Origin of the sequence: Kitasatospora sp. NPDC056273 (assembly GCF_042268845.1) — a bacterium.
Lineage (GTDB): Bacteria > Actinomycetota > Actinomycetes > Streptomycetales > Streptomycetaceae > Kitasatospora.
The window spans coordinates 1-22,789 of sequence record NZ_JBHJSJ010000092.1; the positions used below are offsets into that span (position 1 = coordinate 1).

The window sequence follows — 22,789 nt, forward strand, 5'->3', positions numbered from 1 at the left end:
TGTCTGGGGGGGTGTTTTTTTTTTATACCCCCCCCCCCGGGGGCCCCGCCGCGTTCGTCGCGGCGGGCCCTCGGGCGTGCTCCGTGCTGCTCGTTCCCCGGCTCAGCCGAACCAGGGGAATACCGGAGGCCTAGTGGTCCCCTTTGGGGGGTGTGGTGGTGGGGTCGCTCCCTTTCGGGGGCTCGGCCGCCTTGGTGTAGAGCTGGATCTGGGTGTTCGGGTCGACCTGGGTGCCGGCCGGCGGGTTGCTCTGGAGGATCGTCGCGTTCGGGTCCGGGGGACCGCTGACCACGACGTAGGTCAGGCCGAGCGCCTTCAGCTGGTCCGCGGCGGCGCCCAGCTTGACGTTCGCCAGCGGCGGGACCTGGGGCTTGTCCTGCGCCTTGAAGATCGTCAGCGAGATCTTGCTGTTGGCCGGGGCCTTGGTGTTGGCCGGGATCGACTGCGAGGCGACGGTGTTGACCTTGCTCGGGTCGGGGGCCGGCGCGGTCTTCGAGACGTCCACCTGGAAGCCGAGGCCCTGGAGGGTCGCCTGCGCGTCCTCCTTCTGGGCCCCGGCCACGTTCGGGACGGTCACCTTGGCCTTGCCCTGCGACACGGTCAGCTTGATCGGGGCGCTCGGGTCGACGGCCGCGTTGGGCGCCGGGTCCTGGGCGGTGACGGTGTCCTGCGCGGCGGTGTCGTCGTCCTTGTACTCGGTGGTCACGTTGGTGAAGCCGAGGTCGGCGAGCGCCTTGGTGGCCTGGTCCTTGGGCTTGCCGACCACACCGGGGACCTGCGCCTTGGCCGGGCCCGAGGAGACCTGCACCGTGATGGTGGAGGTCTCGGCGACCTGGGTGCCGGACTGCGGGGTCTGGGTGCAGACCTGGTCCTTCTTGATGTTGGTGTCCGGGCAGGCGATCTTGTCGCCCTCGGTCACCACGAGCTTGGCACCGGCCGCGGCGGCGGCCGTCTTGGCCTCCGCCAGGGTCTTGCCGACCAGGTTCGGCGCGGTGACCTTCGCGGTCTCCTTGGTGCCCTTGTCGGCGAACATCGCCTGGGCGACGAAGAAGGTGCCGACCAGGACCAGCACGGCGGCCACCGCCAGCACGATCCAGGAGGTGTTGCTCTTCTTCGGCGGGTCCTCGCCCCGCCGGCCCCCGCCGCGGCCGTAGCCGTCGTCGTAGCCGTCGTTGCCGCCCGCCTGGCCGGCGTAGGTCTGGCCGTAGCCGTCGTCCTGGTAGCCGCCCTGCTGCCCGTAGCCGGGCTGCCCGGAGGCCTGCGGCAGGACGGTGGTCGGGCCGCCGGGCTGCTGCGGCAGCACGTTGGTCTGGCCGTACGGGTCGTGCTGCTGCGGGTAGCCGTTCTGGTCGTAGCCGTAGCCGCCCGGGCCCATGCCGTACGCGGCCTGCTGGGCGGCGGCCACCGGCAGGCCGTCGAGGAAGCGCTCGATGTCGTCGCGCATCTCGTCGGCGCTCTGGTAGCGGTAGTCGCGGTCCTTGGCGAGCGCCTTCAGCACGATCGCGTCGACCTCGGGGCGCACCTCGGGGTCGAAGACCGACGGCGGCTGCGGCTCCTCCCGGACGTGCTGGTAGGCCACCGCGACGGGCGAGTCGCCGACGAACGGCGGGCGCACGGTCAGCAGCTCGTAGAGCAGGCAGCCGGTGGAGTAGAGGTCGGAGCGGGCGTCGACCTGCTCGCCCTTGGCCTGCTCGGGGGAGAGGTACTGGGCGGTGCCGATGACGGCCGAGGTCTGCGTCATGGTCATCCCGGCGTCACCCATCGCACGGGCGATGCCGAAGTCCATGACCTTGACGTTGCCCTGCCGGGTCAGCATCACGTTGGCCGGCTTGATGTCGCGGTGCACGATGCCGGCCCGGTGCGAGTACTCCAGGGCCTGGAGGATGCCGATGGTCATCTCCAGCGCCCGCTCGGGCAGCAGCCGGCGGCCGGAGTGCAGCAGCTCGCGCAGCGTGGACCCCTCGACGTACTCCATCACGATGTACGGGATGGAGATGCCGTCGATGTAGTCCTCGCCGGTGTCGTACACGGCGACGATGGCGGGGTGGTTCAGGGACGCCGCCGACTGCGCCTCGCGGCGGAACCGGGCCTGGAACGACGGATCCCGGGCCATGTCGGCCCGGAGCGTCTTCACAGCGACGGAGCGGCCGAGTCGGGTGTCATGGGCGAGGTACACCTCGGCCATGCCGCCGCGTCCGAGGACGCCGCCGAGCTCGTACCTGCCGCCGAGGCGACGAGGCTCTTCCATAGTTCCGACCCTCTCCCTCACCCGCCGGTGAGGTTGTGACGTAGGTGTCCCCGCACGCTCTGGGTGACGCCGCGCGGTCCGCGACCGGTTCTCCGGCCGGGCCGTGCGGTGCCTCGCGGGCGGCAACGGGCACACCCGCTGCTGGCGGATACGCTACCGGTCGGACCGCAGCGGACCGGAGTCAGCCGTCGGCCGATACCAGACCGGTATCCGGACGGGGCTGCCCATCGTGACATTCCCCTCACCCCGGACCCGCGCTCCTACTTGCCGAGTGCGGCCTGCATCACCGCCTTGGCGATCGGGGCGGCGAGGCGGCCGCCGCTGATGCCGTCGCGGTTCTGGGAGCCGTCCTCGACCACCACCGCGACCGCGACCGACTGGCCGTCCGGGGTCTTCGCCCAGGAGGTGAACCAGGCGAACGGGAGCCCGGCGTTGTCCTCGCCGTGCTGCGCGGTGCCGGTCTTGCCGCCGACCTGCAGGCCGGGGATCTTGGCGTTGGTGCCGGTGCCGTTCTCGACCACCGAGACCATCAGGTCCTGCATCTTCTGTGCGGTGGCCGGGCTCATCGCCTGGGAGAACTGCTTCTCGGTGTGCTTGGAGACGGTGGTCAGCGTGGCCGAGCGCTCCTGGTCGACCAGGTACGGCTGCATCAGGCTGCCGTTGTTGGCGATCGCGGCGGAGACCATGGCCATCTGGAGCGGGGTGGCGCGGGTGTCGTGCTGGCCGATCGAGTCCTGGGCGGTGCCGTCCGGGCTCGAGCTGTCCGGGAAGACGCTCTTCTCGGAGCGGACCGGGGTGTCGATCGTGCTGTTGAAGCCGAACTTCTCGGCCTGCGCCCGCATCCGCTCCTTGCCCAGGTCCGCGCCCATCTTGGCGAAGACCGTGTTGCAGGACTGGTCCATCCCGGACTTGACGGTGGCGTTCTCGCAGCGCTCGTTCGGGCTCTCGTTCTTCAGCTGGGTGGTCGTGCCGGGCAGGACCCATGGGTCCGGGGTGTCCGTGGCGTCGTCGATGCTCTGGTAGCGGCCGTTCTCGAACGCCGCGGTCGCGGTGACCAGCTTGAAGGTCGAGCCGGGCGGATAGGTCTCCTTCAGCGCCCGGTTGAGCATCGGCTTGTTCGGGTCCGCGTTGAGGTCCGTCCAGGCCTTGGTGTCGGCGGCCTCGCCGCCGGCGAAGGTGCCGGGGTCGTAGGACGGGGTGGAGACCAGGCCCAGGATCGCGCCGGTCTTCGGGTCGAGGGCGACCACCGCGCCCTTCTTGTTGCCCATCGCGTCGAAGGCGGCCTTCTGCACCTTGGCGTTGATGGTGGTGACGACGTCGCCGCCGCGCTTCTGCTCGCCCGTCAGCATGTCCAGGGTGTTGCGGAAGAACAGCCGGTCGTCGGTGCCGGAGAGGATGCCGTCCTCCAGGTTCTCCAGCTGGCTGGAGCCGTAGGCCTGGGAGGAGTAGCCGGTCACCGGGGCGTACATCGGGCCGTCGACCCAGGAGCGCTTGTACTTGTAGCGCAGGCCGTTGACGAAGTCGGACTTCGTGACCGGCTGGCCGCTGACGATGATGTTGCCGCGCGGGTGGGCGTACCGGTCGTACAGCTGGCGCTTGTTGTTCTTGTTGGTGGCCCAGGAATCGGCCTGGACGCCCTGCACCCAGTTGGTGCGCACCATCAGGGCCAGGATCAGGACGAGGCAGAAGATCGAGACCCGGCGGATCGGCTTGTTCATCGGGCTGGTCCCTCCTGGCCCTCGGTGGGCGGGGCCGGTTCGGCCCCCGGTCGGCGGGCGCTGTCGCTGATCTTCAGCAGGATCGCGACCAGCGCCCAGTTGGCGACCACGGACGAACCGCCCTGCGCGAGGAACGGCATGGTCATACCGGTGAGCGGGATCAGCCCGGTGACACCGCCGGCCACGACGAACACCTGGATCGCCATCGCCGAGGAGAGGCCGACGGCGAACAGCTTGCCGAACGGGTCGCGGGCGGCGAGCGCGGTGCGCAGGCCGCGCTGCACCAGCAGGGCGTACAGCAGGAAGATCGCCATCAGGCCGGTCAGCCCGAGCTCCTCGCCGAACGAGCCCAGGATGAAGTCGCTCTTGGCGGCGAAGGCGATCAGCCAGGAGCGGCCCTGGCCCAGGCCGGAGCCGGTGACCCCGCCGGAGCCGAGCGCCATCAGCGACTGGCCGATCTGCTCGGTGGCGCCCTTCGGCGGGTTGGCGCCGAAGGCGGCCATCGGGTCGAGCCAGGCGTCGATGCGGACCTTCACGTGGCTCGCGGTCGACGCGACCGCGACCGCGCCGCCGACCGACATCAGCAGGCCGAACAGGATCCAGCTGGTCCGCTCGGTGGCGACGTAGAGCATCACCACGAACAGGCCGAAGAACAGGAAGGACGTGCCGAGGTCGTTCTCGAAGATCAGGATCAGCAGGCTGAGCAGCCAGATCACGATGATCGGGCCGAGGTCGCGGCCGCGCGGCAGGTACAGGCCCATGAACCGGCGGCTGGCCAGCGCCAGGGCGTCCCGCTTGACCATCAGGTAGCCGGCGAAGAACACGGTCAGGACGATCTTGGCGAACTCGCCCGGCTGGATGGAGAAGCTGCCCATCCGGATCCAGATCTTGGCGCCGAAGTCCTCCGCCCGGGACGGGAAGAAGGCCGGCGCCGCGAGCAGGACCAGGGCCACCACCATCGAGATGTAGGTGTAGCGCTGGAGCACCCGGTGGTCCTTCAGCAGCACCATCACCCCGATGAAGCCGGCGATCCCGAGGGCCGACCACATCAGCTGGTTCTCGGCCGCCGGGTAGTTGCCCCGGAGCAGCTTGCCCGCCTTGTCCAGCCGCCAGATCATCACCACCCCGAGGCCGTTGAGCAGGGTGGCGATCGGCAGCATCAGCGGGTCCGCGTACGGCGCGAAGCGGCGCACCAGCAGGTGCGCGACCAGTGCCAGGGCGCCCATGCCGAGCCCGTAGCCGAGCATGCCCGCAGGCAGCTTGGCGTCCATCGCGAGGCCGACGTTGGCGTACGCGAGGACCGGCAGCAGCACCGCGAAGACCAGCAGGGCCAGCTCGGTGTTGCGCCGGTTCGGCGCCTCCTGCGGGGAGATCGTGGTGTTGCCCCGCCGACGGGGGATCGTGCGTTCGGCCGCCGCCCGGCGTCGGCCGGACCGGGTGGTTTCCTGGCTCAGGTCGTAGCTGCTCACGTGGTGACCGCTCCCTGACGGCCGGCAAACCCGCTCGGGGCGGTCCTATGTCGGATCACGGACGTCACTGCTTCGGGCAGGAGTTGGCCCGGCTGAGTTCCTCTTCGGTCAGTGGGGGGGCCTGGTCGCCCTGCGCGCCGGTGGCCGGAGGGGTCGCGTTCGGCGCCGGGGCGGGTGCCGTCGGGGCGGTCGGCGAGGCCGGGGGCGCGGTGGTCGGCGTGGTGGCGGCCGGACCGCGGTTCTTCTCGGTCGGGGTGGGCGTGCTGGCCAGGTACGCGGCCTGCGTCGCCTGGGTGGCGGGCGGTACGGCCGGGGCGGTCGCCTTGGCGGCCTTCTGGCAGAGCTGGACCCAGCCGTCGAGCTCGTTGACCGTCGACTGGGCGTCCTTCATGCTGCCGACCGAGATGGTCTTCTTCACGTGGACCTGCTGGTCCTCGGGCAGCCACTTCAGCTGGATCCTGCTGTACGAGGAGTGCACCGAGGACAGGCTCACCCCGGCCAGGTTCTGGTTGATGCCCTGGTAGATCGCGACGTGGTCGTCCTGGGTGCCGACGTAGTACTGGTCCTGGGTCCACTGGTAGCCGAAGTAGCCGGCGCCGCCGAGCAGGCCCAGCGTGACCAGGGCGGCCAGCGAGACCGTCAGGCCCTTGCGCTTGCGCCTCGAGGGCCGCTCCTCGTCGAAGTCCTCGGTGCCGTACACCGAGGGCTCGCCGGAGCCGGGGCCGTACTCGCCCTCGTAGCCCTCGGCGGGGCCGAAGCCGTTCTGCGCGGGGCCGAAGCCCTCCGCGTAGCCCTCGGCCGGGCCGAAGGCGCCCTGCGGGCCGCGGCCGAGGCCGGCGGCGCGGCCGGCCGGGGTGTCCGCGATCGAGCGGTCGGCGGCGGCCGAGGACGGCGGGGCGTCGGCGACCGCGCCGACCACCACCGGGACGTCGTTGAACTGGCCGCTCATGGTGTCCGTGGCGCCGACGTCGATGACGTCCGCCACGATGCAGGTGATGTTGTCCGGACCGCCGCCGCGCAGCGCGAGCTGGATCAGCTCCTGCACGGTCTGCTCGGGCGCGTAGTAGCTGCCGAGGGTGTCCTGGAGGGTCTGGTGGCTGACCGGGCCGGAGAGGCCGTCGGAGCAGATCAGGTAGCGGTCGCCGGCCCGGACCTCGCGGATCGACAGGTCGGGCTCGACCTGGCCGCGGCCGTCCAGCGCCCGCATCAGCAGCGAGCGCTGCGGGTGGGTCTCGGCCTCCTCGGGCGTGATCCGGCCCTCGTCGACCAGGCGCTGCACCCAGGTGTGGTCCTGGGTGATCTGCACCAGGGAACCGTCGCGCAGCAGGTAGGCGCGGGAGTCGCCGACGTGCACCATGCCCATCCGCTGGCCCGTCCACAGCATGGCGGTGAGCGTGCAGCCCATGCCCTCCAGCTGCGGGTCCTCCTCGACCATCTGCCGGAGCCGGTCGTTGGCGCCCTGGACGGCGTCGCCCAGCAGGGTCAGCAGGTCGGGGCCCGGCACGTCCTCGTCCAGCCGGACGATCGAGCCGAGCACCTCGGAGGAAGCGACCTCGCCGGCCGCGGCGCCGCCCATGCCGTCGGCCACGGCCAGCAGCCGCGGCCCGGCGTAGCCGGAGTCCTCGTTCCCCTCCCGGATCAGTCCCTTGTGGGAGCCGGCGGCGAAGCGCAGCACCAGGGTCATGCGACCTGTGCCCCCCTCTGGGTCATGGACGGGATGCTGTCCCTCATGCGCTACTACTTCCGCAGTTCGATGACGGTCCTGCCGATACGGATCGGCATGCCCGGCTGGAGCGGAGTGGGCGCGGTCAGGCGCTGCCGGTCCAGATAGGTGCCGTTGGTGGAGCCTAGATCCTCGACCGTCCACTGCCCAGTCTGATCCGGATAGATCCTGGCATGCCGGGAGGACGCGTAGTCGTCGTCCAGCACGATGGTGGAGTCGTGCGCGCGGCCGAGCGTGATGGTCTGGCCCTGGAGCGCCACCGTGGTGCCGGCCAGCGAGCCCTGCACCACGACGAGCTGGGTCGGACCGCCGCGGCGGCGCCCGCCGCCGCCCTGGGTCTGGGCCGCCGCGGGGCCGGCCTGGGTCGGCGCCGCGGCGCGTGCGGCGGTCGAGGTGGCCGCGCCGCCGCCGGTCGTGGCGCTCGCGCCCCGACGGGAGGAGCGCGGGTTCACCTTGGTGCCGAACAGGTCGCTGCGGATCACCTGGATCGCGACGATGACGAACAGCCACAACACGGCCAGGAAGCCCAGCCGCATGACCGTGAGGGTCAGTTCTGACATGACCGTCCCGCCAGTCGGTGAGCGAGGCGCGCGAACAATTCGGACACTACCCTTCGACCTGCCGGTAGACGATGGTGGTGGAGCCCACGACGATTCGCGAGCCGTCGCGGAGCGTAGCGCGCTGGGTGTGCTGTCCGTCCACCACGATGCCGTTGGTGGACCCCAGGTCGAGCACCATCGAAGGGGTGCCGGGCCGGATCTCGGCGTGCTTGCGGGAGACCCCGGGGTCGTCGATCCGCACGTCCGCCTCGGTCGAGCGGCCGAGCACGCAGGCCGAGCCGGTGATCTGGTGGCGGGCGCCGTTCACCTCGATCCAGCGGCGCGTCCCGGCGCCGCCGTGGCCCGCGCCGGGGAACGCCCGGACGTTGCCGCCCGCGGGCGCCGGCTGACCGGGGGGCATCGCGGGGGGCGCGGCCGGCGGCGGGGGCGCGTTGTACTGGCCAGCGCCGGGCTGCTGCCACGGTGCGCCGGGGGCCGGTGCGGCCGGCGCACGGTCGTAGCCGGGCTGCGGCGGCGCGTACTGCTGCTGCTGCGGGGGCTCCTCGGCGGCGAGGGTGCGGCTGCGCACCCGGTACAGCCCGGTGTCCAGGTCGTCGGCCTTCTCCAGGTTCACCTGGAGCGGGCCCATGAAGGTGTACCGCTGGGCCTCCGCGTACTCGCGGACCATGCCGGCCAGTTCGGTGCCGAGCTGCCCGGAGTAGGGGCTCAGCCGCTCGTGGTCGTGCGGGCTCAGCTCGACGATGAAGTCGTTCGGCACGACGGTGCGGTCGCGGTTCCAGATGCTCGCGTTGTTGTCGCACTCGCGCTGCAGCGCTCCGGCGATCTCCACGGGCTGGACCTCGGACTTGAACACCTTGGCGAAGGTGCCGTTGACGAGACCCTCGAGCCGCTGCTCGAACTTCTTCAGCACTCCCATGGGGCACCCCCTTCCAGGGTTCGTTCGCCTGCCTGCCGGCCGGATCCCGCCCGGGACCCGGTCGCGCCTCCTACTTGCGGTACTTCCGTACTGATCGTATCCACGCCGGGCCCTTCCGTACGGTTCCCGGACCGTGTGGTGCCCGGGGGTGGGCTCGGACACACAGGGTGACGCATGTCGGGTACGGCACGCCAGGTGTGCCCGTCGGAGCACCCTTCCGGCAGTCGCACGGGCGTGCGTCGGGCATCGGTTCGGGTGCCGTGGGCCTCCCCGGACAACGGATTCGGAGCAGCCCCCCAGGTCGTGCTAATGTTTTCCACGTCGGAAGGGCCGCCCGAAAGGGAGGCCGGTCCAGGAAGCGCGAAGTACCGATGGTACCGAGTGGTTCGGAAGACCGGTCGGCAACGAGGACAACACCCATGCGCGGGTGGCGGAATAGGCAGACGCGCTGGATTCAGGTTCCAGTGCCCGAAAGGGCGTGGGGGTTCAACTCCCCCCTCGCGCACAGCGAAGCCCCGCAGATCTACGGATCTGCGGGGCTTTTTTGTCGTCCGCTCCCCGGTGGCGTGGATCTCGGGGGCGGGCGGGATCAGCCGCGGCTGGCCGGGAGTTCGGCGCGGACCTCGAAGCCGCCGTCCTGGGTCGGCCCGGCGGTGAGGGTGCCGCCCAGCAGCTGGGCGCGCTCGCGCAGGCCGACCAGGCCGTGGCCGCCGCCCGGCAGGGTCTCGGCCGGACGCACCGGCGGGGCCTCGTTGCGGACCTCGACGCGCAGCCGGCGGCCCTTCGCCCGGACCCGGACGTGCACCGCCGCCTCCGGGGCGTACTTGGTGATGTTGGTGAGCGCCTCCTGGATGGTGCGGTAGGCGGCCCGCTCGACCGCCTCCGGCCACGGGCGGTCGCCGGGGACCAGCTCGGTGTCCGCGGCCAGGCCGCTCTGCTCGATCAGCCGGGGCAGGTCGGCCAGCCGGGGCTGCGGGGCGAGCGGGGCGTCCGGCAGTCCGCCGGTGCCGCGCAGCACCCCGACCATCTGCCGCAGCTCGTCCAGGGTCCGTACGGACAGTTCGCGGATGGTGCGGGCGGCGGTCACGGCGGCCGGGTCGGGGCTGCTCACCTGGAGCGCGCCCGCCTGGATGCTGATCAGGCTGACCTGGTGCGAGACCACGTCGTGCATCTCCCGGGCCAGCCGGCCGCGCTCGCTGATCAGCACCCGCTCGGCCAGCAGCCGGCTCTCCCGCTCCTGGCCGCGGGTCAGCTCGTCCAGCCGGGCGGCCAGCTCCCGCCGGGTGCGGGCGAGCAGACCGGTGGCGGCCGGGCCGGCCGCCAGCATCACGGCCTGGATGGCGTCCAGCGCGGTGGCGCGGCTGAGGTCGAGGACGTCCTGGGGCAGCGGCCAGTGGAAGAACTCGACCAGCGCGAACAGGACGCCGCAGGGGATCACGACCCGGGGGCGGGGGCGCTCGGCGGCCACCGAGTAGACGGCCGTGATCGGGGCCAGCCAGATCTCGTCCACCCAGCTGCCCGGCATGGTGAGGAGCAGCGCCACCACCGGGAAGCGGCGGCGCCAGAACAGGGCGACGGCGGCCAGCGTGGACAGCGCCACCTGCCACCAGGCGGCCTCCCGGGCCACCAGGGCGGCGTCCAGCAGGGCGTACAGGACGGGCAGCAGCAGCATCAGCCAGGGGGCGGTGCACCAGGCCGGCAGCCGTCGGGACGGCAGTTGGTCGGCGGTCGTCATGCCCCGTCGCCGGGCTTGGGCCGGACCAGACCGGCCCGGTGGGCCAGGACGGCGGCCTGGACCCGGTTGGCGGCGCCGAGTTTGCCGAGGATCGCGCTGATGTGGTCCTTGACCGTGCCGGTGCCGAGGAACAGCCGGTCGGCGATCTCGGCATTGGACAGGCCCTCGCCGAGCAGCGAGAGCACGTCCAGCTCGCGGCCGGTGAGGGTGCGGGCGAGCGCGGTGGCCTCGGCGTCCGGGCCGCCGCCGTCCACGTAGCCGCCGATCACGGTGCGGGTGACGGTCGGGGAGAGGATGTTGCCGCCGGCCGCGAGCACCCGGACGGCGTGCACCAGCTGGTCGGGGGCGGTGTCCTTGAGCAGGAAGCCGGCCGCGCCGGCCCGCAGCGCGGTGCCGATGTACTCGTCGGTGTCGAAGGTGGTGAGCATCGCCACGGCGGGCGGGTCGGGCAGGGCGCGCAGGCGGCGCAGCACCGAGATGCCGTCGAGGTCGGGCATCCGGATGTCGAGCAGCACCACGTGCGGGCGCAGCCGCTGGACGTGCTCCTCGGCCTGCCCGCCGGAGCAGTCGCCGACCACCTCCAGGTCGGCGGCGGAGCCGACGATCAGCCCCAGGCCGGAGCGGACCAGGATCTCGTCGTCGACGATCAGCACGCGGGTGGTGGTGATGGTGCCTCCTCGGTTCGGGCGGCCGGGTCGGGGCGGTCCGCGTGGGTCGTTTCGAGGGTAGGGGTAGGCGGGGCGGGGTGCCGAACGTGCGGCGGGCGCTCACCCCCGCCGTTCGGCGGGGGTGGGAATCCGCTACCCGGTTCACGCAATTCTCAGGCTGGGTGGGGAAACATGGAGTTGGCTGACTCTTTTCCGGCCGCTTCTCCATTTCGGGCGGTCGGCCGGGCGAGGTCGCCGGTCAGTCCGTCGGGCCCGAGCGGGCGCCCGGCGCCGGGCCGTTCGCGGATGCGCCCCACCATCTGATCGTTTGGAATTGAGCTGTGTCGTCCACTGTGAAGTCGGAGCCGTCCGCCACGTCCCCCGGGCCCCGGCCCGTCGACGAGCCCGGTCGCTGGCGTCCGAGGGCCGCCGCGGCCTCCGTCTGGTACCTGCGGCTGATCGCGCTGCTGAACGTGGCGACGGTCCTGCTGGTGCCCTTCCGCAACCAGGTCAGCGAGCACAACGAGGGTGAGTACTTCACCCCGTACCTGATGACCTCCGGGCTGGCCAGCGCGGTGCTGTCGGTCTTCCTCGCGATCGCGATGCGGCGGCGCAAGCGGGCCGCGTGGATCTTCAACACGGCGCTCGGCGGTCTCTTCGCGCTGCTCTACCTGGCGTTCATGCTGGTGCCGGACGAGCGCTTCAACAGGCACCCGCTCAACTACTTCTCCACCGTCCTGACCTGCCTGTTCGTCCTGGCGCTGCTGGTCGGGCGGAAGGAGTTCACGTCCAAGGGCGACAGCTCCAACCCGAAGACCGCGGCGGCCACCTTCGTCGGCGGGCTGGCGTTCGGCGGCGGGGTCGGCGCGCTGCTGGTCTGGATGACCAACGAGCTCTCCGGCGCCGGCTTCTGGGACCTGTTCCGGTACTCGGTCGGCCGGATGATCACGATCACCCCGACCGAGCACCTGCGCTCGGTGATCGCCGCGCCGACCTGGGTGAACGCCGCGATCAACGCGATGGGCGCGGTGCTCTTCATGCTGGTGCTGTACGTCGCCTTCCGCAGCCCGCGCGGCAAGGAGCTGCTCACCGCCGAGGACGAGGCCAGGCTGCGCGGCCTGCTGGACAAGCAGGGCGAGCGGGACTCGCTCGGCTACTTCGCGCTGCGCCGGGACAAGGCGGTGGTCTTCTCCCCCAGCGGCAAGGCGGCGGTCACCTACCGGGTCATCGGCGGCGTCTCGCTCGCCTCGGGCGACCCGATCGGGGACCCGGAGGCCTGGCCGGGCGCGATCGACGCCTGGCTGTCCGAGGCCCGCGAGCACGCCTGGGCGCCGGCCGTGATGGGCGCCTCCGAGGAGGCCGGGGTGATCTACGCCCGGCACGGGCTGGACGCGCTGGAGCTGGGCGACGAGGCGATCGTCGAGCTGGACGAGTTCTCGCTGGACGGCCGCGCGATGCGGGTGGTCCGGCAGGCCTACAACCGGGTCAAGCGGGCCGGGTACACGGTGCGGATCCGCCGGCACGAGGACATCTCCGAGGCGGAGATGGCCGAGCTGGTGGCCAAGGCCGACGAGTGGCGCGACGGGGCGACCGAGCGCGGCTTCTCGATGGCGCTCGGCCGGCTCGGCGACCCTGGCGACGGCCGCTGCGTGATGCTGGAGTGCCACGACGGGGACGGCGAGCTCAAGGCGCTGCTGAGCTTCGTGCCGTGGGGCCCGGACGGGCTCTCGCTGGACCTGATGCGCCGGGCCCGGGACACCGAGAACGGCCTGATGGAGTTCATGGTCATCGAGCTGCTGCAGCGCGCCGACGAGGTCGGGCTGAAGCGGGTGTCGCTGAACTTCGCGATGTTCCGTTCCGTCTTCGAGCGCGGTTCGCGCCTCGGCGCCGGCCCGGTGCTGCGGCTGTGGCGCTCGATCCTGGGATTCTTCTCGCGCTGGTGGCAGATCGAGTCGCTGTACCGCGCCAATGCCAAGTACCGCCCGATCTGGGAACCGCGTTACCTGCTCTTCGAGAAGAGCAGCGAGATTCCGCGGATCGGTATCGCGAGCGCGCGCGCCGAGGGTTTCATCGTGGCGCCGAGCCTGCCCGCCCTGTTCCGCCGCCGGCACGCCCGGGCCGCCGTGGTGGCGCCGCGGGTCCCGGTGGCGGCCCGGGACGGGAAGGGGTAGCCCTCCGTCGGGGGGCGGAGGGGACCGGCCGGTCGAATTGGGGGGCTGATGGGGGGATTGCCTCCCCCCAGAGGATGACCCGACTCCCCATCCGTGCCGATGTGGCTTTGTTAACTGGCTTCTAATGTTGGAGTAGTAGAGCGTTCGGGGATTCGGAGAAACTGTTGTGATGCACAGGACCCACGCGGGGGGCGTGCGAAAGGGGCCGCTGGCAATCGCCGGAGCGGCCGCTGTCGCCGAGTGGGGAACGCTGTTCGCGACGGTCCGGGACGCGGTGGTGCGAAAGAAGTTCGCCGCCGTTCCCCTGGCCACCGTCGCGACGTTTCTGATCCTGCTGTTCAGCGTCGTCCAGCACCTGCCGGGCGGCGAGCGTTTCGTGAACAACATCGGGGTGGTGCGGGCGGCGCTGCCGCTGGACGTCTCGCTGCTGCGGACGCCGCTCTCCCTGTACGTGCCGGCGCTGGACCTTCCGGTCTGGGGGGCGCTGGCCCAGGTGTTCGTGGTCTTCTCGATCGCCGAGATCGTGCTCGGCCGGCGGATGACCCTGGTGGTCGCCTACACCTGCACCCTGGCGGGCACGCTGTTCGCCCGGGTCGGCGTGGCGATCGGGCCGCACCACCTGTTCGGCTTCCCGAAGTGGGTCGCCTACGTGCGGGACACCGGTCCCTCGGCCGCGGTGGTGGCGCTGGCGATCTGCATCGCGTTCCGCTGCCGGGCCTGGCTCACCGCCGGCCTGGTGGTGGCGGTGATGATCGGCGAGGCGGTCGTGCTGCCGAACCTGGCCGGTCTGGAGCACGTGGTCGCGGTGATCACCGCGCTGCTGATCGCCGTCTCGGTCGAGGTCTTCGGGGACTTCTGGCCGCGGGTGCTGGCCGGGGTCGGCGCCGCCGCCTCGGTGGCCGCGGCCGCCTCGCGGGAGGTCGCGGTGGAGGCCCGGCGGCGCACCTCGGCGGGGGCCGTCATCCCCTGACGGGCGCCGACCGCGCTCAAGCCGGCCGCGTACGGGTGCCCGTACGCGGCCGTTCGACGTCCGGGGCCCGTCGGTGCGGCCGTCAGGCGTGCGGGAGCGGGAGCTCGAACCAGACGACCTTGCCCACCGCCTTGCGGGCGGTGCCCCAGCGCTCGGCGAGCTTGGTGACCAGGGTGAGGCCGCGGCCGGTCTCGCCGAGCTGCTCGGCCGGTTCCAGCGAGGGCAGGTTGTGGTTGTCGTCGCTGACCTCGACCAGCAGTTTGTCCACCCGGATCAGCTGGAGCTTCACGGTGTCCCGGGCGACCCGGACGGCGTTCGTCACCAGCTCGCTGACCAGCAGCTCGGTGGTGTCGCTGAGCGCCTCCAGGTGCCAGCCGGCCAGCTGCTCGCGGACCAGCGAGCGGGCCCGGCCGACCTCGCGGTGGTCCACCGTGAGGTCCCAGGTGGCCACCTCGGACGGGGCGACCCCGTCGAAGCGGGCCACCAGCAGGGCGACGTCGTCCTTGCGGTCGTCCGAGTGCAGCCGGCGCAGCACCACGTCGCAGGCCTGCTCGGGGCTCTCCCGGGGGTCGATCAGGTTGCCGCAGAGCGCGGCCAGGCCCGCTCCTATGTCCCCGCCCCGGACCTCGACCAGGCCGTCGGTGCAGAGCACCAGCATCGAGCCGTCCGAGACGTCGATGGTCTTGGCGACGAACGGCACCCCGCCGACGCCGATCGGCGCGCCGGCCGGGATCTCCAGCAGCTCGCCGGTGCCGTCCGGGTGCACCAGGACGGGCGGGACGTGGCCGGCGCTGGCCAGCTCGCAGGTCCGGTTGATCGGGTCGTAGACCGCGTACAGGCAGGTCGCGAGGTGGTCGTCGCCGAGCTTGTGGGCCAGGTTGTCCAGGTGGCGCAGCAGCTGGCCGGGCGGCAGGTCCAGGGCGGCGAGGGTCTGCATCGCGGTGCGGAAGCGGCCCATCGCGGCGGCGGAGTGGATGCCGTGGCCCATCACGTCGCCGACCACCAGGGCGACCCGGCTGCCGGGCAGCTGGATCGCGTCGAACCAGTCGCCGCCGACCTCGGCCTTGGGGTCGCCGGGCAGGTAGCGGTGGGCGATCTGTACGCCGGGGATCTGCGGCGGGCGGGTCGGGATCATCGAGCGCTGCAGGGTGGTGGCGACCCTGGCCTCGGCGCGGTGCAGCCGGGCGTTGTCCAGCGACAGCGCGGCGCGGACGGCCAGCTCCTTGAGCGTCGCGGCGTCGCTCTCGTCGAAGGGCGCGCGGTCCGGCAGCCGGAGCAGCTTGAGGATGCCCAGCACGGTGCCGCGGGCGGAGAGCGGGACGACCAGCATCGAGCGGCCGGTGACCACCGGGGTCAGCCGGGCGTCGCCGAGCGCGATCGCGTAGTCGACCGCGACGTCCGGGCTGACCACCGGGACCAGCACCGGCTGGTTCAGCTGGAGGGCCATCCCGGGCGGGGTGCGGCGGGGCATGCTGACCAGCGAGCCCTCGGAGAGCACGTGGTCCCAGACGCCGCCGGTCTCGTTGTAGACCAGGGCGACCCGGCGCAGCATGGTGTCGTCGTCCGGGCGGGCGGCCGGCAGCTCGGAGTCCGAGATCAGCCCGTCCACCAGGTCCACGCAGGCGAAGTCGGCGACCCGGGGGACCAGCACCTGGCAGAGCTCGTGGGCGGTGAAGCCGAGGTCCAGCGTGGTGCCGACCTTGCCGCCGACCTCGTTCAGCAGGGCCAGCTGCTCGCCGGCCTGCCCGTTGGTGAGGAACGGGCCGAGCCGGCCGCCGGTCGGGCCCTCGCCGCCCGCGGGGGCGGGGACCGGGACGGTGGCGGGCGGGGCCTGGTCGGTGCGCAGCGGCGGACGGCCGGTGGCGGACGGCTCGACGGTGGCGTGCTCGATGGCTGCGGCTCCTGCGGTGGGCGGGGGCACCTCCCGGCCGGAGGCGGGGGGAGGGACGGACGGGCCGGCGCCCGCCGAGCCGCCGCCGACGGCGGCCACCGGCCGGACGGCGGAGGGGGCCGCAGGCTGGGCGGCGGGGCGGTCCGGGGTCTCGCGCTGGACGGGCAGCGGGCCGGGCGGACGGCGGCCGGGCGCGCCCTGCTCGGGCTGCGGCGGCGGGCCGACCCGGGCGACCCGCTGCTGGGGCGTCGGGTAGCGGCGGCCGAGGCCGGCGGCCGCCTGCGCCCTGCCGGTCTGGGCGTCGGCGGGCAGCACCGGCAGCACGGTGGCCGGGTCCAGCCGCAGGGCGGGCAGTCCGCCCCGTTCCAGCGCGGCCAGCAGCGCCGCGCGGTGGGCGGCGGGCAGCAGCCGGACCAGCGGCTCGGGCACCGGCAGGCCGGCCGGGGTGAGCGCCGCGGCCAGGGCGTGGAAGCCGCCCCGGACGCCGGGCGCGGCGGCGAAGGGGAGCAGCCGCTCGCCGAGCGCGAGCCGCGGCCCGGTGGCGCGCAGCGGGCGGGCGTCGGCGGCCAGCGCCAGCAGCCCGCCGACCGGGCCGGGCAGCGGGTACGCCCACCAGAGCACGTCGCGCTGGTGCTCCTCGCGGTCGGTGACGGTCAGCCTTCCGATCCAGGGGCGGCCGTCGGCGGTCCGCTCGGCGAGGGTGTCGAACGCGTCGCAGGGGCGGCGGACGGAGCAGCGTTCGAGCACCCGCGACTCCAGGGCGGGCAGCAGGCCGGAGGCCGGGCGGTCGTGGGCGACGTCGGCGCGGTGGCCGAAGAGCTCCTCGGCGGCCCGCCCCCACCGCGCGATCCGGCCGGACCGGTCGACCAGGACGGGGGCGAGCCGGACCAGGGCGGCCACCCCCGTCGGGTGGTCGCCCGGCGCGGTTCCGTCGCCCGCCGGCCGCGGTGTGGAGTTGGACTCGGCCACCATGGATTCGCTCTGCTCCCGCCTGGCCGCCGCGCCCGGGGCGGCCGTCTCTCCGGAGGAAGGCACGCTGTGCGGATACCAGCGAAGCACGGACCGGGCCGGGCTCGACACCGAAACGGGGAGATTCCTCAGGATCGGTTGCGTGTCGCGTGCCGCGCGCCGGTCCGTACCCCCGGTTCACCCGGACGGGGCCCGCGATCACGGCGGTAGGGTGGCAGGCCGGACCGCCCGTACGAGTGGTCCGCAGGACGCCGCCGGCCGGACGAGACAGAGGCGAGAAGTTGAGCGCGCAGAGCCCCGCCCGCTGGACCGACCCGGAGCAGCAGGCACTGGAGGAGCGGGTCGCCGCCGCCGAGCTGGCCTGGCTCAGCATGGACGTGGACGTCCAGACGCTGCGGGTCGAGATCGACAACTTCGCGCTGATCCACCACCAGCTGCTCGGCCCGCTCTACGCCCGGCTGGACGAGCTGGACGCGCTGGTCGCCGAGGCCGTGGCGGCCCGCACCGGCCTGCCGGAGGACCTGCGCCGGGCCGCCGAGGCGCGCCGGCAGGTCGACGAACTGCCCGACCTGGACGCGCTGTTCGACTCGGTGCGGGAGCAGTCCGGCCAGGACGGCGAGCCGGTCCCGCCGCCGCCCGCCGCGCCGGAGCGGGTGCGGCCCGGCAAGGAGGCCCAGCGGATCTACCGCGAGCTGGTCCGCCGCGCCCACCCCGACCTGACCACCGACCCGGGCGAGCAGCAGCGCCGGGCCGCCTTCCTGGTCCGGGTCAACGAGGCCTACGCGTACGGGGACGCGGGCGCGCTGGGGGCCCTGGCCGCCGAGTGGTCCACCGCGCCGGAGGCCGCGCCGGCCGTCGACTCCCCCGACCGCTCGGACTGGCTGCGCCGCCGGCTGGACTGGCTGACCGCCAAGATCGCCGAGACCGCCGCCGAGCAGGTCCGGCTGGAGCAGACCCCGATGGGGCAGCTGCTCGCCCTCGCCCCGCAGGACCCGGACCGGCTGCTGGAGCAGCTCGCCGAGGAGCTGCTGGCCAAGGCCGCCGGGCAGCAGGCCGAGCTGGCGCGGCTGCTCGGCGGCCCGGCCCCGGCGGACGGCCCGTCCTCCGGCGCCCACGGCACGGCGCCGGTGGGCGACAATGGCACGCACCCGACCGAATCCCAGGAGAGCCACACGATGTTCCCGCAGATCCCCTCCGCCGACGCCGCCGCCGTGCCCGCCGACGCCGCCCTGCTGGACGTGCGCGAACAGGACGAGTGGGACGCCGGCCACGTGGACGGCGCCCTGCACATCCCGATCGGCGAGGTGATCGCCCGGCTCGGCGAGCTGCCGGACGAGAAGCTGTACGTGCTCTGCCGGGTCGGCGGCCGCTCCGCGCAGGTCGTCCAGTACCTGGTGCAGCAGGGCCGGGAGGCCGTGAACGTGGACGGCGGGATGTACGCCTGGCAGGGTGCGGGCCGTCCGATGGTGAGCAGCACCGGCCAGGAGGCCTTCGTCCTCTGACGGCCCCCGCCCCACGGCCCTTAGGGCAGGATGGGCGCGCGCGAGCGCGCCGGCACCGGGCCGGCGGTGCCCGCCGACCGGTCGGGGGAGGCCATGACCGAGACGACGGACCGGCCGGCTGCCGGACGGGCCTGGTCCAGGCCCGCGCAGCTGGTCCTCGGCTTCGCCGGGGCAGTGCTGGCCGGCGGCACCGGGCTGTTCCTCGCCGCGGTCTTCCTGCACGTCGCGCCCGCCAACTCGGTGTCCCGGCAGTACCGGGACGAGGTCGACGGCCTGGTGTACCCGGAGTTCGAGCAGAACTGGAAGCTGTTCGCGCCCAACCCGCTCCAGCAGAACGTGAGCGTGGACGCCCGGGTCCGCACCGCCGCGCCCGCCGGGGCCACCCGTACCGGGGACTGGATCGGGCTGACCGCGCAGGACATCGCCGCGATACGGGGCAACCCGGCGCCCAGCCACGTCGACCAGAACCTGCTGCGCCGGGCCTGGGACTTCTACGACGGCACGCACAACCCTCAGGACGAGAGCCCGGCCTCCCCGCGCGGCCGGCTCGCCGAGCAGTACCTCAAGCGGATCGCCCTGCAGCGGATCGGCCGGGAGGCGGACGGCGAACGGGTCCTGGAGATCCAGTTCCGCTCGACCGCGGTCACCGTCCCGCCGCCGTCCTGGAGCGGCGAGCCCGCGCCGGCGGCGCCCCGGGTGCGGGAGCTGCCGTGGTGGCCGGTGGCGGACGAGGACTACCGGGGGCTGCTCGGATGAACGAGGCGACGGTACGGCCCGACCGGCCCGACGGGGCGCTGCCGCCGGGTGCGGCGGTGCCGTCCGGCGGGGTGCCGCGGCAGGCCGGGGCCGGGCGGGCGGCGGAGCCCGGTGCGGTGCGGGAGACGCGGGAGGCGCGCGGGCCGCGGGCGCCGCTCGGACGGGCGGCGGAGGCCTTCACCGGACGGGTGCTCGGCCGCCACCAGGCCGCGGTGGTGCGGATCGGCTTCGGGCTGGTCTGGCTGGCCTACCTGCTGCGCGAGTGGCCCCACCGGCGGGTGCTGTACGGCGACCGGTCCCCCTGGTCGACGGAGCTGGCCCAGCGGCTGCTGGCCGACAACGGGGCGCTCACCGTGCTGCCCTGGTTCGGCGGGCGGCTCTGGTTCGAGCTGGTCTACCACCTGGCGGTGCTGGCCGCCCTGGCCGTGCTGCTGGGCTGGCGGACCAGGGCGAGCACCGTGCTGTTCCTGGTCACCGTGCTGTCCCTGCAGAACCGCGACGTCTTCCTCGGCGACGGCGGCGACAACGTCGTCCACCTGATGGCGGTCTACCTGGTCTTCACCCGCTGCGCCGAGGTCTGGTCGCTGGACGCCCGCAGGCCCCGGCCGGGGCGGACCGGGGTGGTGCTCTGGGCGGTGCTCGGAGCCGCCCTGGCGGCCTGTCAGTTCGGCGGCTTCGCGGGCGACACCCTGACCTGGACCGACCGGGCCTTCCCGTACCTCGGCTGGTCGCCGCTGTTCTGGGGGCTCTGGGCGGTGGCCGGGCTCTGGTGGGCGCTCGGCCGGCTGCGGCCGGACGGCGAGCCGCGGGCGGTGCTCGACGCGCTGGCGACCATGGTGCACAACTGCGCGATGCTGGTGATCGCCGTCGAGGTGGTGCTGATCTACGCCACGGCCGGCTGGTACAAGGTGCAGGGCTCGCGCTGGCAGGACGGCACCGCGCTGTACTACCCGCTGCACCTGGACTACTTCGCCCCCTGGCCGGGACTGTCCGCGCTGGTCGGCTCGGCGCTGCTGCCGGTCTTCCTGGTCTCGTACGGCACCGTGGTCCTCCAGGTCGCGTTCCCGTTCACGCTGGTCAACCGGCGGGTCAAGAACGTCCTGCTGGCCGTCATGGTGCTGGAGCACGCGGGGATTGCGGTGGTGCTCGGGCTGCCGGTGTTCTCGCTCGCGATGATCGCGGCGGACGCGGTCTTCCTGCCGACCGGGGCCCTGCTGTGGGTGGCGGCGCGGCTCCGCCGGAGGTCGGGCCCGGCCCCGGAGATCACGCCCTAGGATGGCGCTATGTCCTGGTTCGCCGCACTTCGTGACACCGCGCGGACCGGGCTCACCCTGGACCGGGCGCTCACCGACCCCAAGCGGGCGGTGCGCGGGGCGGTCGCGGTGGCGCTGGTGCTCTTCCCGACCCTCGCGCTCGGCGGGGTCGCGCTCGCCACCTCGGCCGCGATGGGCGCGTTCATCGCCGGCTCGGCGACCTTCCAGCGCAGCTTCCGGCCCCGGGCCAGCCTCGCCGTCGCGGCCGGGGCCGGACTCGGCATCAGCACCTTCCTCGGCTACCTGGCCGCCGGCGTCCCCGGACTGTTCCCGGTACTGCTCGCGGTGTGGGCCTTCGGCGCCGGGCTGGCCTGGGCGATCGGGCCCACCGCCGGGGTGGTCGCCACCAACACCGTCTCGGTGATGCTGATCGTCGTCCAGCTCCCCGTCAGCACCGTCACCGCGCTCAGCCACGGGCTGGTCGCCGCCCTCGGCGGGGTCGTCCAGGCCACCGTCATCACCGTCTGGCCGATCGGCAGCTGGACCGCCCAGCGGCAGGCCCTCGCCGACACCTACGCCGAACTCGCCGACTACGCCCGGCGGTTGCGGCAGGACCCGACCGCGCACGTGGACCCGGAACCGTTCATGACGGCCCGCCACGCGGCCGCCCTCACCCCCTGGCAGGACCGCCACCGGCCGCCCGAGCTGCGCGGCCTGCGCGGTATCGCCGAGCGCATCCGGCCCACCCTCGCCGCACTCGCCGACCCCAAGGTGGGCGCCCCCGAGGAAGGGCCCGAACGGGACCGGGCCCGGGAGGTGCTGGCGGCCGCCGCCGAGGTCATGGACGCCCTCGCCCGGGCGATCCGCACCGGCGACCCGGTCCGGCTCCCCCGCTCCGCGCCCTCGCTCACCCTGGTCGGCTCCGACGACGGGCCGCGGCTCCAGGGCGCGGCCCGGCGCTCCGCCCGGCGGCTCGGCGGGCTGCTGCGCAAGGCCGCGGACACCCTGGACCGCAACGACGAGGACACCATCACCACGCCCGTGGTCGGGGCCGGCGGGGCGCTGCGCAAGCCCACCATCGCCCGGATGCTGCCGGTCGCGGCGCGGGCCGTCCGGCGGCAGCTGCACCCGCGCTCGGCGATCTTCCAGCACGCCGTCCGGCTCGCCGGGGTGGTCACCGTCGCCTACCTGCTGGCCCGGCTCGTCGGGTTCCACCACGGGTACTGGGCGCCGATGACCGCCGCGATGGTGATGCGGCCGGACTTCGCGCAGACCTACAGCCGGGGCGTCGCCCGGCTGGCCGGGACGGTGGTCGGAGTCGCCGTCTCGACGCTCGTGGTGCAGCTGCTCCACCCCGGGGAATGGGTGCTGGCCGCGCTGGCGGTGGTCTGCATCGGCGGGGCGTACCTCGCGTTCCGCACCGGGTACGCGCTCACCACCGTCGGGATCTCCACGTACGTGGTGTTCCTGCTCGGGCTGCAGGAGGGCAACCCGCTGGTGACGGCCTTCGAACGGGTCGGGCTCACCCTGCTCGGCGGGTCGATCGCGCTCGTCACGTACGCGCTGTTCCCGACCTGGCAGACCGCCCGGCTCGGCGAACGGCTCGCCGAGTGGCTGGCGGCCGCCGGACGGTACGCGGGGGCGGTGATCGCCTGCTACGAGAAGCCGGCGGCGCCGCGCGGGCGGGTCGTGCGGAGCGCGCTGCTGGACTCGCGGGAGGCGCGGTCCGAACTGATCCAGGCGATGCAGCGGGCCGACGCCGAACCGGGACGGCACGAGACCGGGCTGGCCGGGGTCAGCCGGCGCCAGATCGACCGGGCCCGGGCGGCGGTCGGGGCCCTCGGGCGGGCGGCCGTCCTGCTGGAGGCCCACCTGCCGGCGGCGGACGCGGAACCCGTGCCGGGGACCGGGGAGTACGCGGAGGAGCTGCGGCTGGCGACGGCGCTCGCGGCGGCGGCGCTGCTGACGGGGCAGGCGGTGGAGTTCGGGGCGGTGCGGGATGCGCAGGCGCGGTTGGAGGAGGGGTTGGCGGGGGCGCCGGCGGGGGTGCAGCGGGATGTGGTGCGGGCGGGGGTTCGGTTGGTGGGGCAGGCTCTGCGGGACTTGGAGCGGGCTCTGCGGGGGTCTTCTGTGGGGGAGGGCTCTCGGGAGGGTGGGGGGCCGGGGGCGGCTCCGGGGGTGGCCGCTCCGGGGGCTGGGTGATTTTCAGACTGCCAACCCTGGAGGTGGGGCGTTCAGACCGTTGGCAGTCTGAAAATCAC

15 protein-coding genes and 1 tRNA gene are annotated in these 22,789 nt (G+C 73.5%); 7 read left to right on the forward strand and 9 right to left on the reverse strand.

Translation table 11 applies throughout. From position 1 onward, the window contains the following. Positions 1-130: 130 nt before the first annotated feature. The 6 genes from pknB to ACFCY1_RS39760 all read right to left on the reverse strand — a co-directional run bounded on the left by pknB (position 131) and on the right by ACFCY1_RS39760 (position 8,634). Complete coding sequence (gene pknB, locus ACFCY1_RS39735) at positions 131-2,248, reverse strand: Stk1 family PASTA domain-containing Ser/Thr kinase (RefSeq protein WP_074001950.1); 2,118 nt, start codon at positions 2,246-2,248, stop codon at positions 131-133. 260 nt (positions 2,249-2,508) lie between these two features. Beyond that, the gene (locus ACFCY1_RS39740) at positions 2,509-3,966 is read right to left on the reverse strand and encodes a penicillin-binding protein 2 (protein ID WP_049656873.1); all 1,458 of its coding nucleotides are present in this window, start codon (positions 3,964-3,966) and stop codon (positions 2,509-2,511) included. Continuing rightward, a complete protein-coding gene (locus ACFCY1_RS39745; RefSeq protein ID WP_049656877.1) occupies positions 3,963-5,366 on the reverse strand; it encodes an FtsW/RodA/SpoVE family cell cycle protein in 1,404 nt (467 codons plus the stop codon). Before ACFCY1_RS39745 ends, ACFCY1_RS39740 begins: the two co-directional genes overlap by 4 nt. 133 nt (positions 5,367-5,499) lie before the next feature. Then, entirely contained in the window at positions 5,500-7,119 is a 1,620-nt protein-coding gene (locus ACFCY1_RS39750; protein ID WP_074001952.1) for a PP2C family serine/threonine-protein phosphatase, read from the reverse strand. A gap of 53 nt (positions 7,120-7,172) precedes the next feature. Further along, positions 7,173-7,718 carry an FHA domain-containing protein gene (locus ACFCY1_RS39755; protein WP_074001953.1) on the reverse strand — a complete coding sequence of 182 codons (546 nt, stop codon included), beginning with the start codon at positions 7,716-7,718 and terminating at the stop codon, positions 7,173-7,175. A 46-nt stretch (positions 7,719-7,764) separates the two neighbouring features. After that, the gene (locus ACFCY1_RS39760; RefSeq protein WP_074001954.1) at positions 7,765-8,634 is read right to left on the reverse strand and encodes a DUF3662 and FHA domain-containing protein; all 870 of its coding nucleotides are present in this window, start codon (positions 8,632-8,634) and stop codon (positions 7,765-7,767) included. A 421-nt stretch (positions 8,635-9,055) separates the two neighbouring features. Between ACFCY1_RS39760 and ACFCY1_RS39765 the strand changes: the two genes are divergently transcribed. Further along, positions 9,056-9,139, forward strand: a tRNA-Leu gene (locus tag ACFCY1_RS39765). A gap of 84 nt (positions 9,140-9,223) precedes the next feature. Here ACFCY1_RS39765 and ACFCY1_RS39770 read toward each other — a convergent pair. Together ACFCY1_RS39770 and ACFCY1_RS39775 are read right to left on the reverse strand one after the other, a co-directional pair. Then, positions 9,224-10,369 carry a sensor histidine kinase gene (locus ACFCY1_RS39770; RefSeq protein ID WP_375877679.1) on the reverse strand — a complete coding sequence of 382 codons (1,146 nt, stop codon included), beginning with the start codon at positions 10,367-10,369 and terminating at the stop codon, positions 9,224-9,226. Beyond that, positions 10,366-11,019 (reverse strand): response regulator transcription factor, encoded by a 654-nt coding sequence (locus ACFCY1_RS39775; RefSeq protein ID WP_234348583.1) that lies wholly within the window; start codon positions 11,017-11,019, stop codon positions 10,366-10,368. Before ACFCY1_RS39775 ends, ACFCY1_RS39770 begins: the two co-directional genes overlap by 4 nt. Positions 11,020-11,357: 338 nt before the next feature. Here ACFCY1_RS39775 and ACFCY1_RS39780 point away from each other — a divergent pair, with 338 nt between their 5' ends. Both ACFCY1_RS39780 and ACFCY1_RS39785 read left to right on the forward strand, forming a co-directional pair. Then, on the forward strand, positions 11,358-13,187 hold the full coding sequence (locus ACFCY1_RS39780; protein WP_375877680.1) for a phosphatidylglycerol lysyltransferase domain-containing protein: 1,830 nt from the start codon (positions 11,358-11,360) through the stop codon (positions 13,185-13,187). A gap of 169 nt (positions 13,188-13,356) precedes the next feature. Then, positions 13,357-14,157: a hypothetical protein gene (locus tag ACFCY1_RS39785; RefSeq protein ID WP_159028583.1), complete on the forward strand. Its 801-nt coding sequence runs from the start codon at positions 13,357-13,359 to the stop codon at positions 14,155-14,157. Between the two features lie 82 nt (positions 14,158-14,239). Here the strand turns inward: ACFCY1_RS39785 and ACFCY1_RS39790 are convergent, their stop codons facing one another. Continuing rightward, positions 14,240-17,083 (reverse strand): SpoIIE family protein phosphatase, encoded by a 2,844-nt coding sequence (locus ACFCY1_RS39790; RefSeq protein WP_375877681.1) that lies wholly within the window; start codon positions 17,081-17,083, stop codon positions 14,240-14,242. Positions 17,084-17,298: 215 nt separating this feature from the next. On the opposite strand from ACFCY1_RS39790, the gene ACFCY1_RS39795 reads away from it, so the two are divergent. The 4 genes from ACFCY1_RS39795 to ACFCY1_RS39810 all read left to right on the forward strand — a co-directional run bounded on the left by ACFCY1_RS39795 (position 17,299) and on the right by ACFCY1_RS39810 (position 22,730). Continuing rightward, positions 17,299-18,519, forward strand: a complete 1,221-nt coding sequence (locus tag ACFCY1_RS39795; protein ID WP_375877682.1) for a rhodanese-like domain-containing protein — start codon at positions 17,299-17,301, stop codon at positions 18,517-18,519. A gap of 93 nt (positions 18,520-18,612) precedes the next feature. After that, on the forward strand, positions 18,613-19,275 hold the full coding sequence (locus ACFCY1_RS39800) for a DUF5819 family protein (protein ID WP_049660264.1): 663 nt from the start codon (positions 18,613-18,615) through the stop codon (positions 19,273-19,275). Continuing rightward, positions 19,272-20,549, forward strand: coding sequence for an HTTM domain-containing protein (locus ACFCY1_RS39805; RefSeq protein ID WP_375877683.1), 1,278 nt, complete (start codon positions 19,272-19,274; stop codon positions 20,547-20,549). Before ACFCY1_RS39800 ends, ACFCY1_RS39805 begins: the two co-directional genes overlap by 4 nt. Before the next feature lie 9 nt (positions 20,550-20,558). Then, on the forward strand, positions 20,559-22,730 hold the full coding sequence (locus ACFCY1_RS39810; protein WP_074001958.1) for an FUSC family protein: 2,172 nt from the start codon (positions 20,559-20,561) through the stop codon (positions 22,728-22,730). Positions 22,731-22,789 lie beyond the last annotated feature (59 nt).

Bases quoted from the DNA above. Each gene is read 5' to 3' on its own strand.
- ACFCY1_RS39810 (WP_074001958.1), top strand. From the start codon at position 20,559: ATGTCCTGGTTCGCCGCACTTCGTGACACCGCGCGGACCGGGCTCACC.
- ACFCY1_RS39770 (WP_375877679.1), bottom strand. From the start codon at position 10,369: ATGACGACCGCCGACCAACTGCCGTCCCGACGGCTGCCGGCCTGGTGC.
- ACFCY1_RS39800 (WP_049660264.1), top strand. From the start codon at position 18,613: ATGACCGAGACGACGGACCGGCCGGCTGCCGGACGGGCCTGGTCCAGG.
- ACFCY1_RS39740 (WP_049656873.1), bottom strand. From the start codon at position 3,966: ATGAACAAGCCGATCCGCCGGGTCTCGATCTTCTGCCTCGTCCTGATC.
- ACFCY1_RS39760 (WP_074001954.1), bottom strand. From the start codon at position 8,634: ATGGGAGTGCTGAAGAAGTTCGAGCAGCGGCTCGAGGGTCTCGTCAAC.
- ACFCY1_RS39755 (WP_074001953.1), bottom strand. From the start codon at position 7,718: ATGTCAGAACTGACCCTCACGGTCATGCGGCTGGGCTTCCTGGCCGTG.
- ACFCY1_RS39785 (WP_159028583.1), top strand. From the start codon at position 13,357: ATGCACAGGACCCACGCGGGGGGCGTGCGAAAGGGGCCGCTGGCAATC.
- ACFCY1_RS39750 (WP_074001952.1), bottom strand. From the start codon at position 7,119: ATGACCCTGGTGCTGCGCTTCGCCGCCGGCTCCCACAAGGGACTGATC.
- pknB (WP_074001950.1), bottom strand. From the start codon at position 2,248: ATGGAAGAGCCTCGTCGCCTCGGCGGCAGGTACGAGCTCGGCGGCGTC.
- ACFCY1_RS39805 (WP_375877683.1), top strand. From the start codon at position 19,272: ATGAACGAGGCGACGGTACGGCCCGACCGGCCCGACGGGGCGCTGCCG.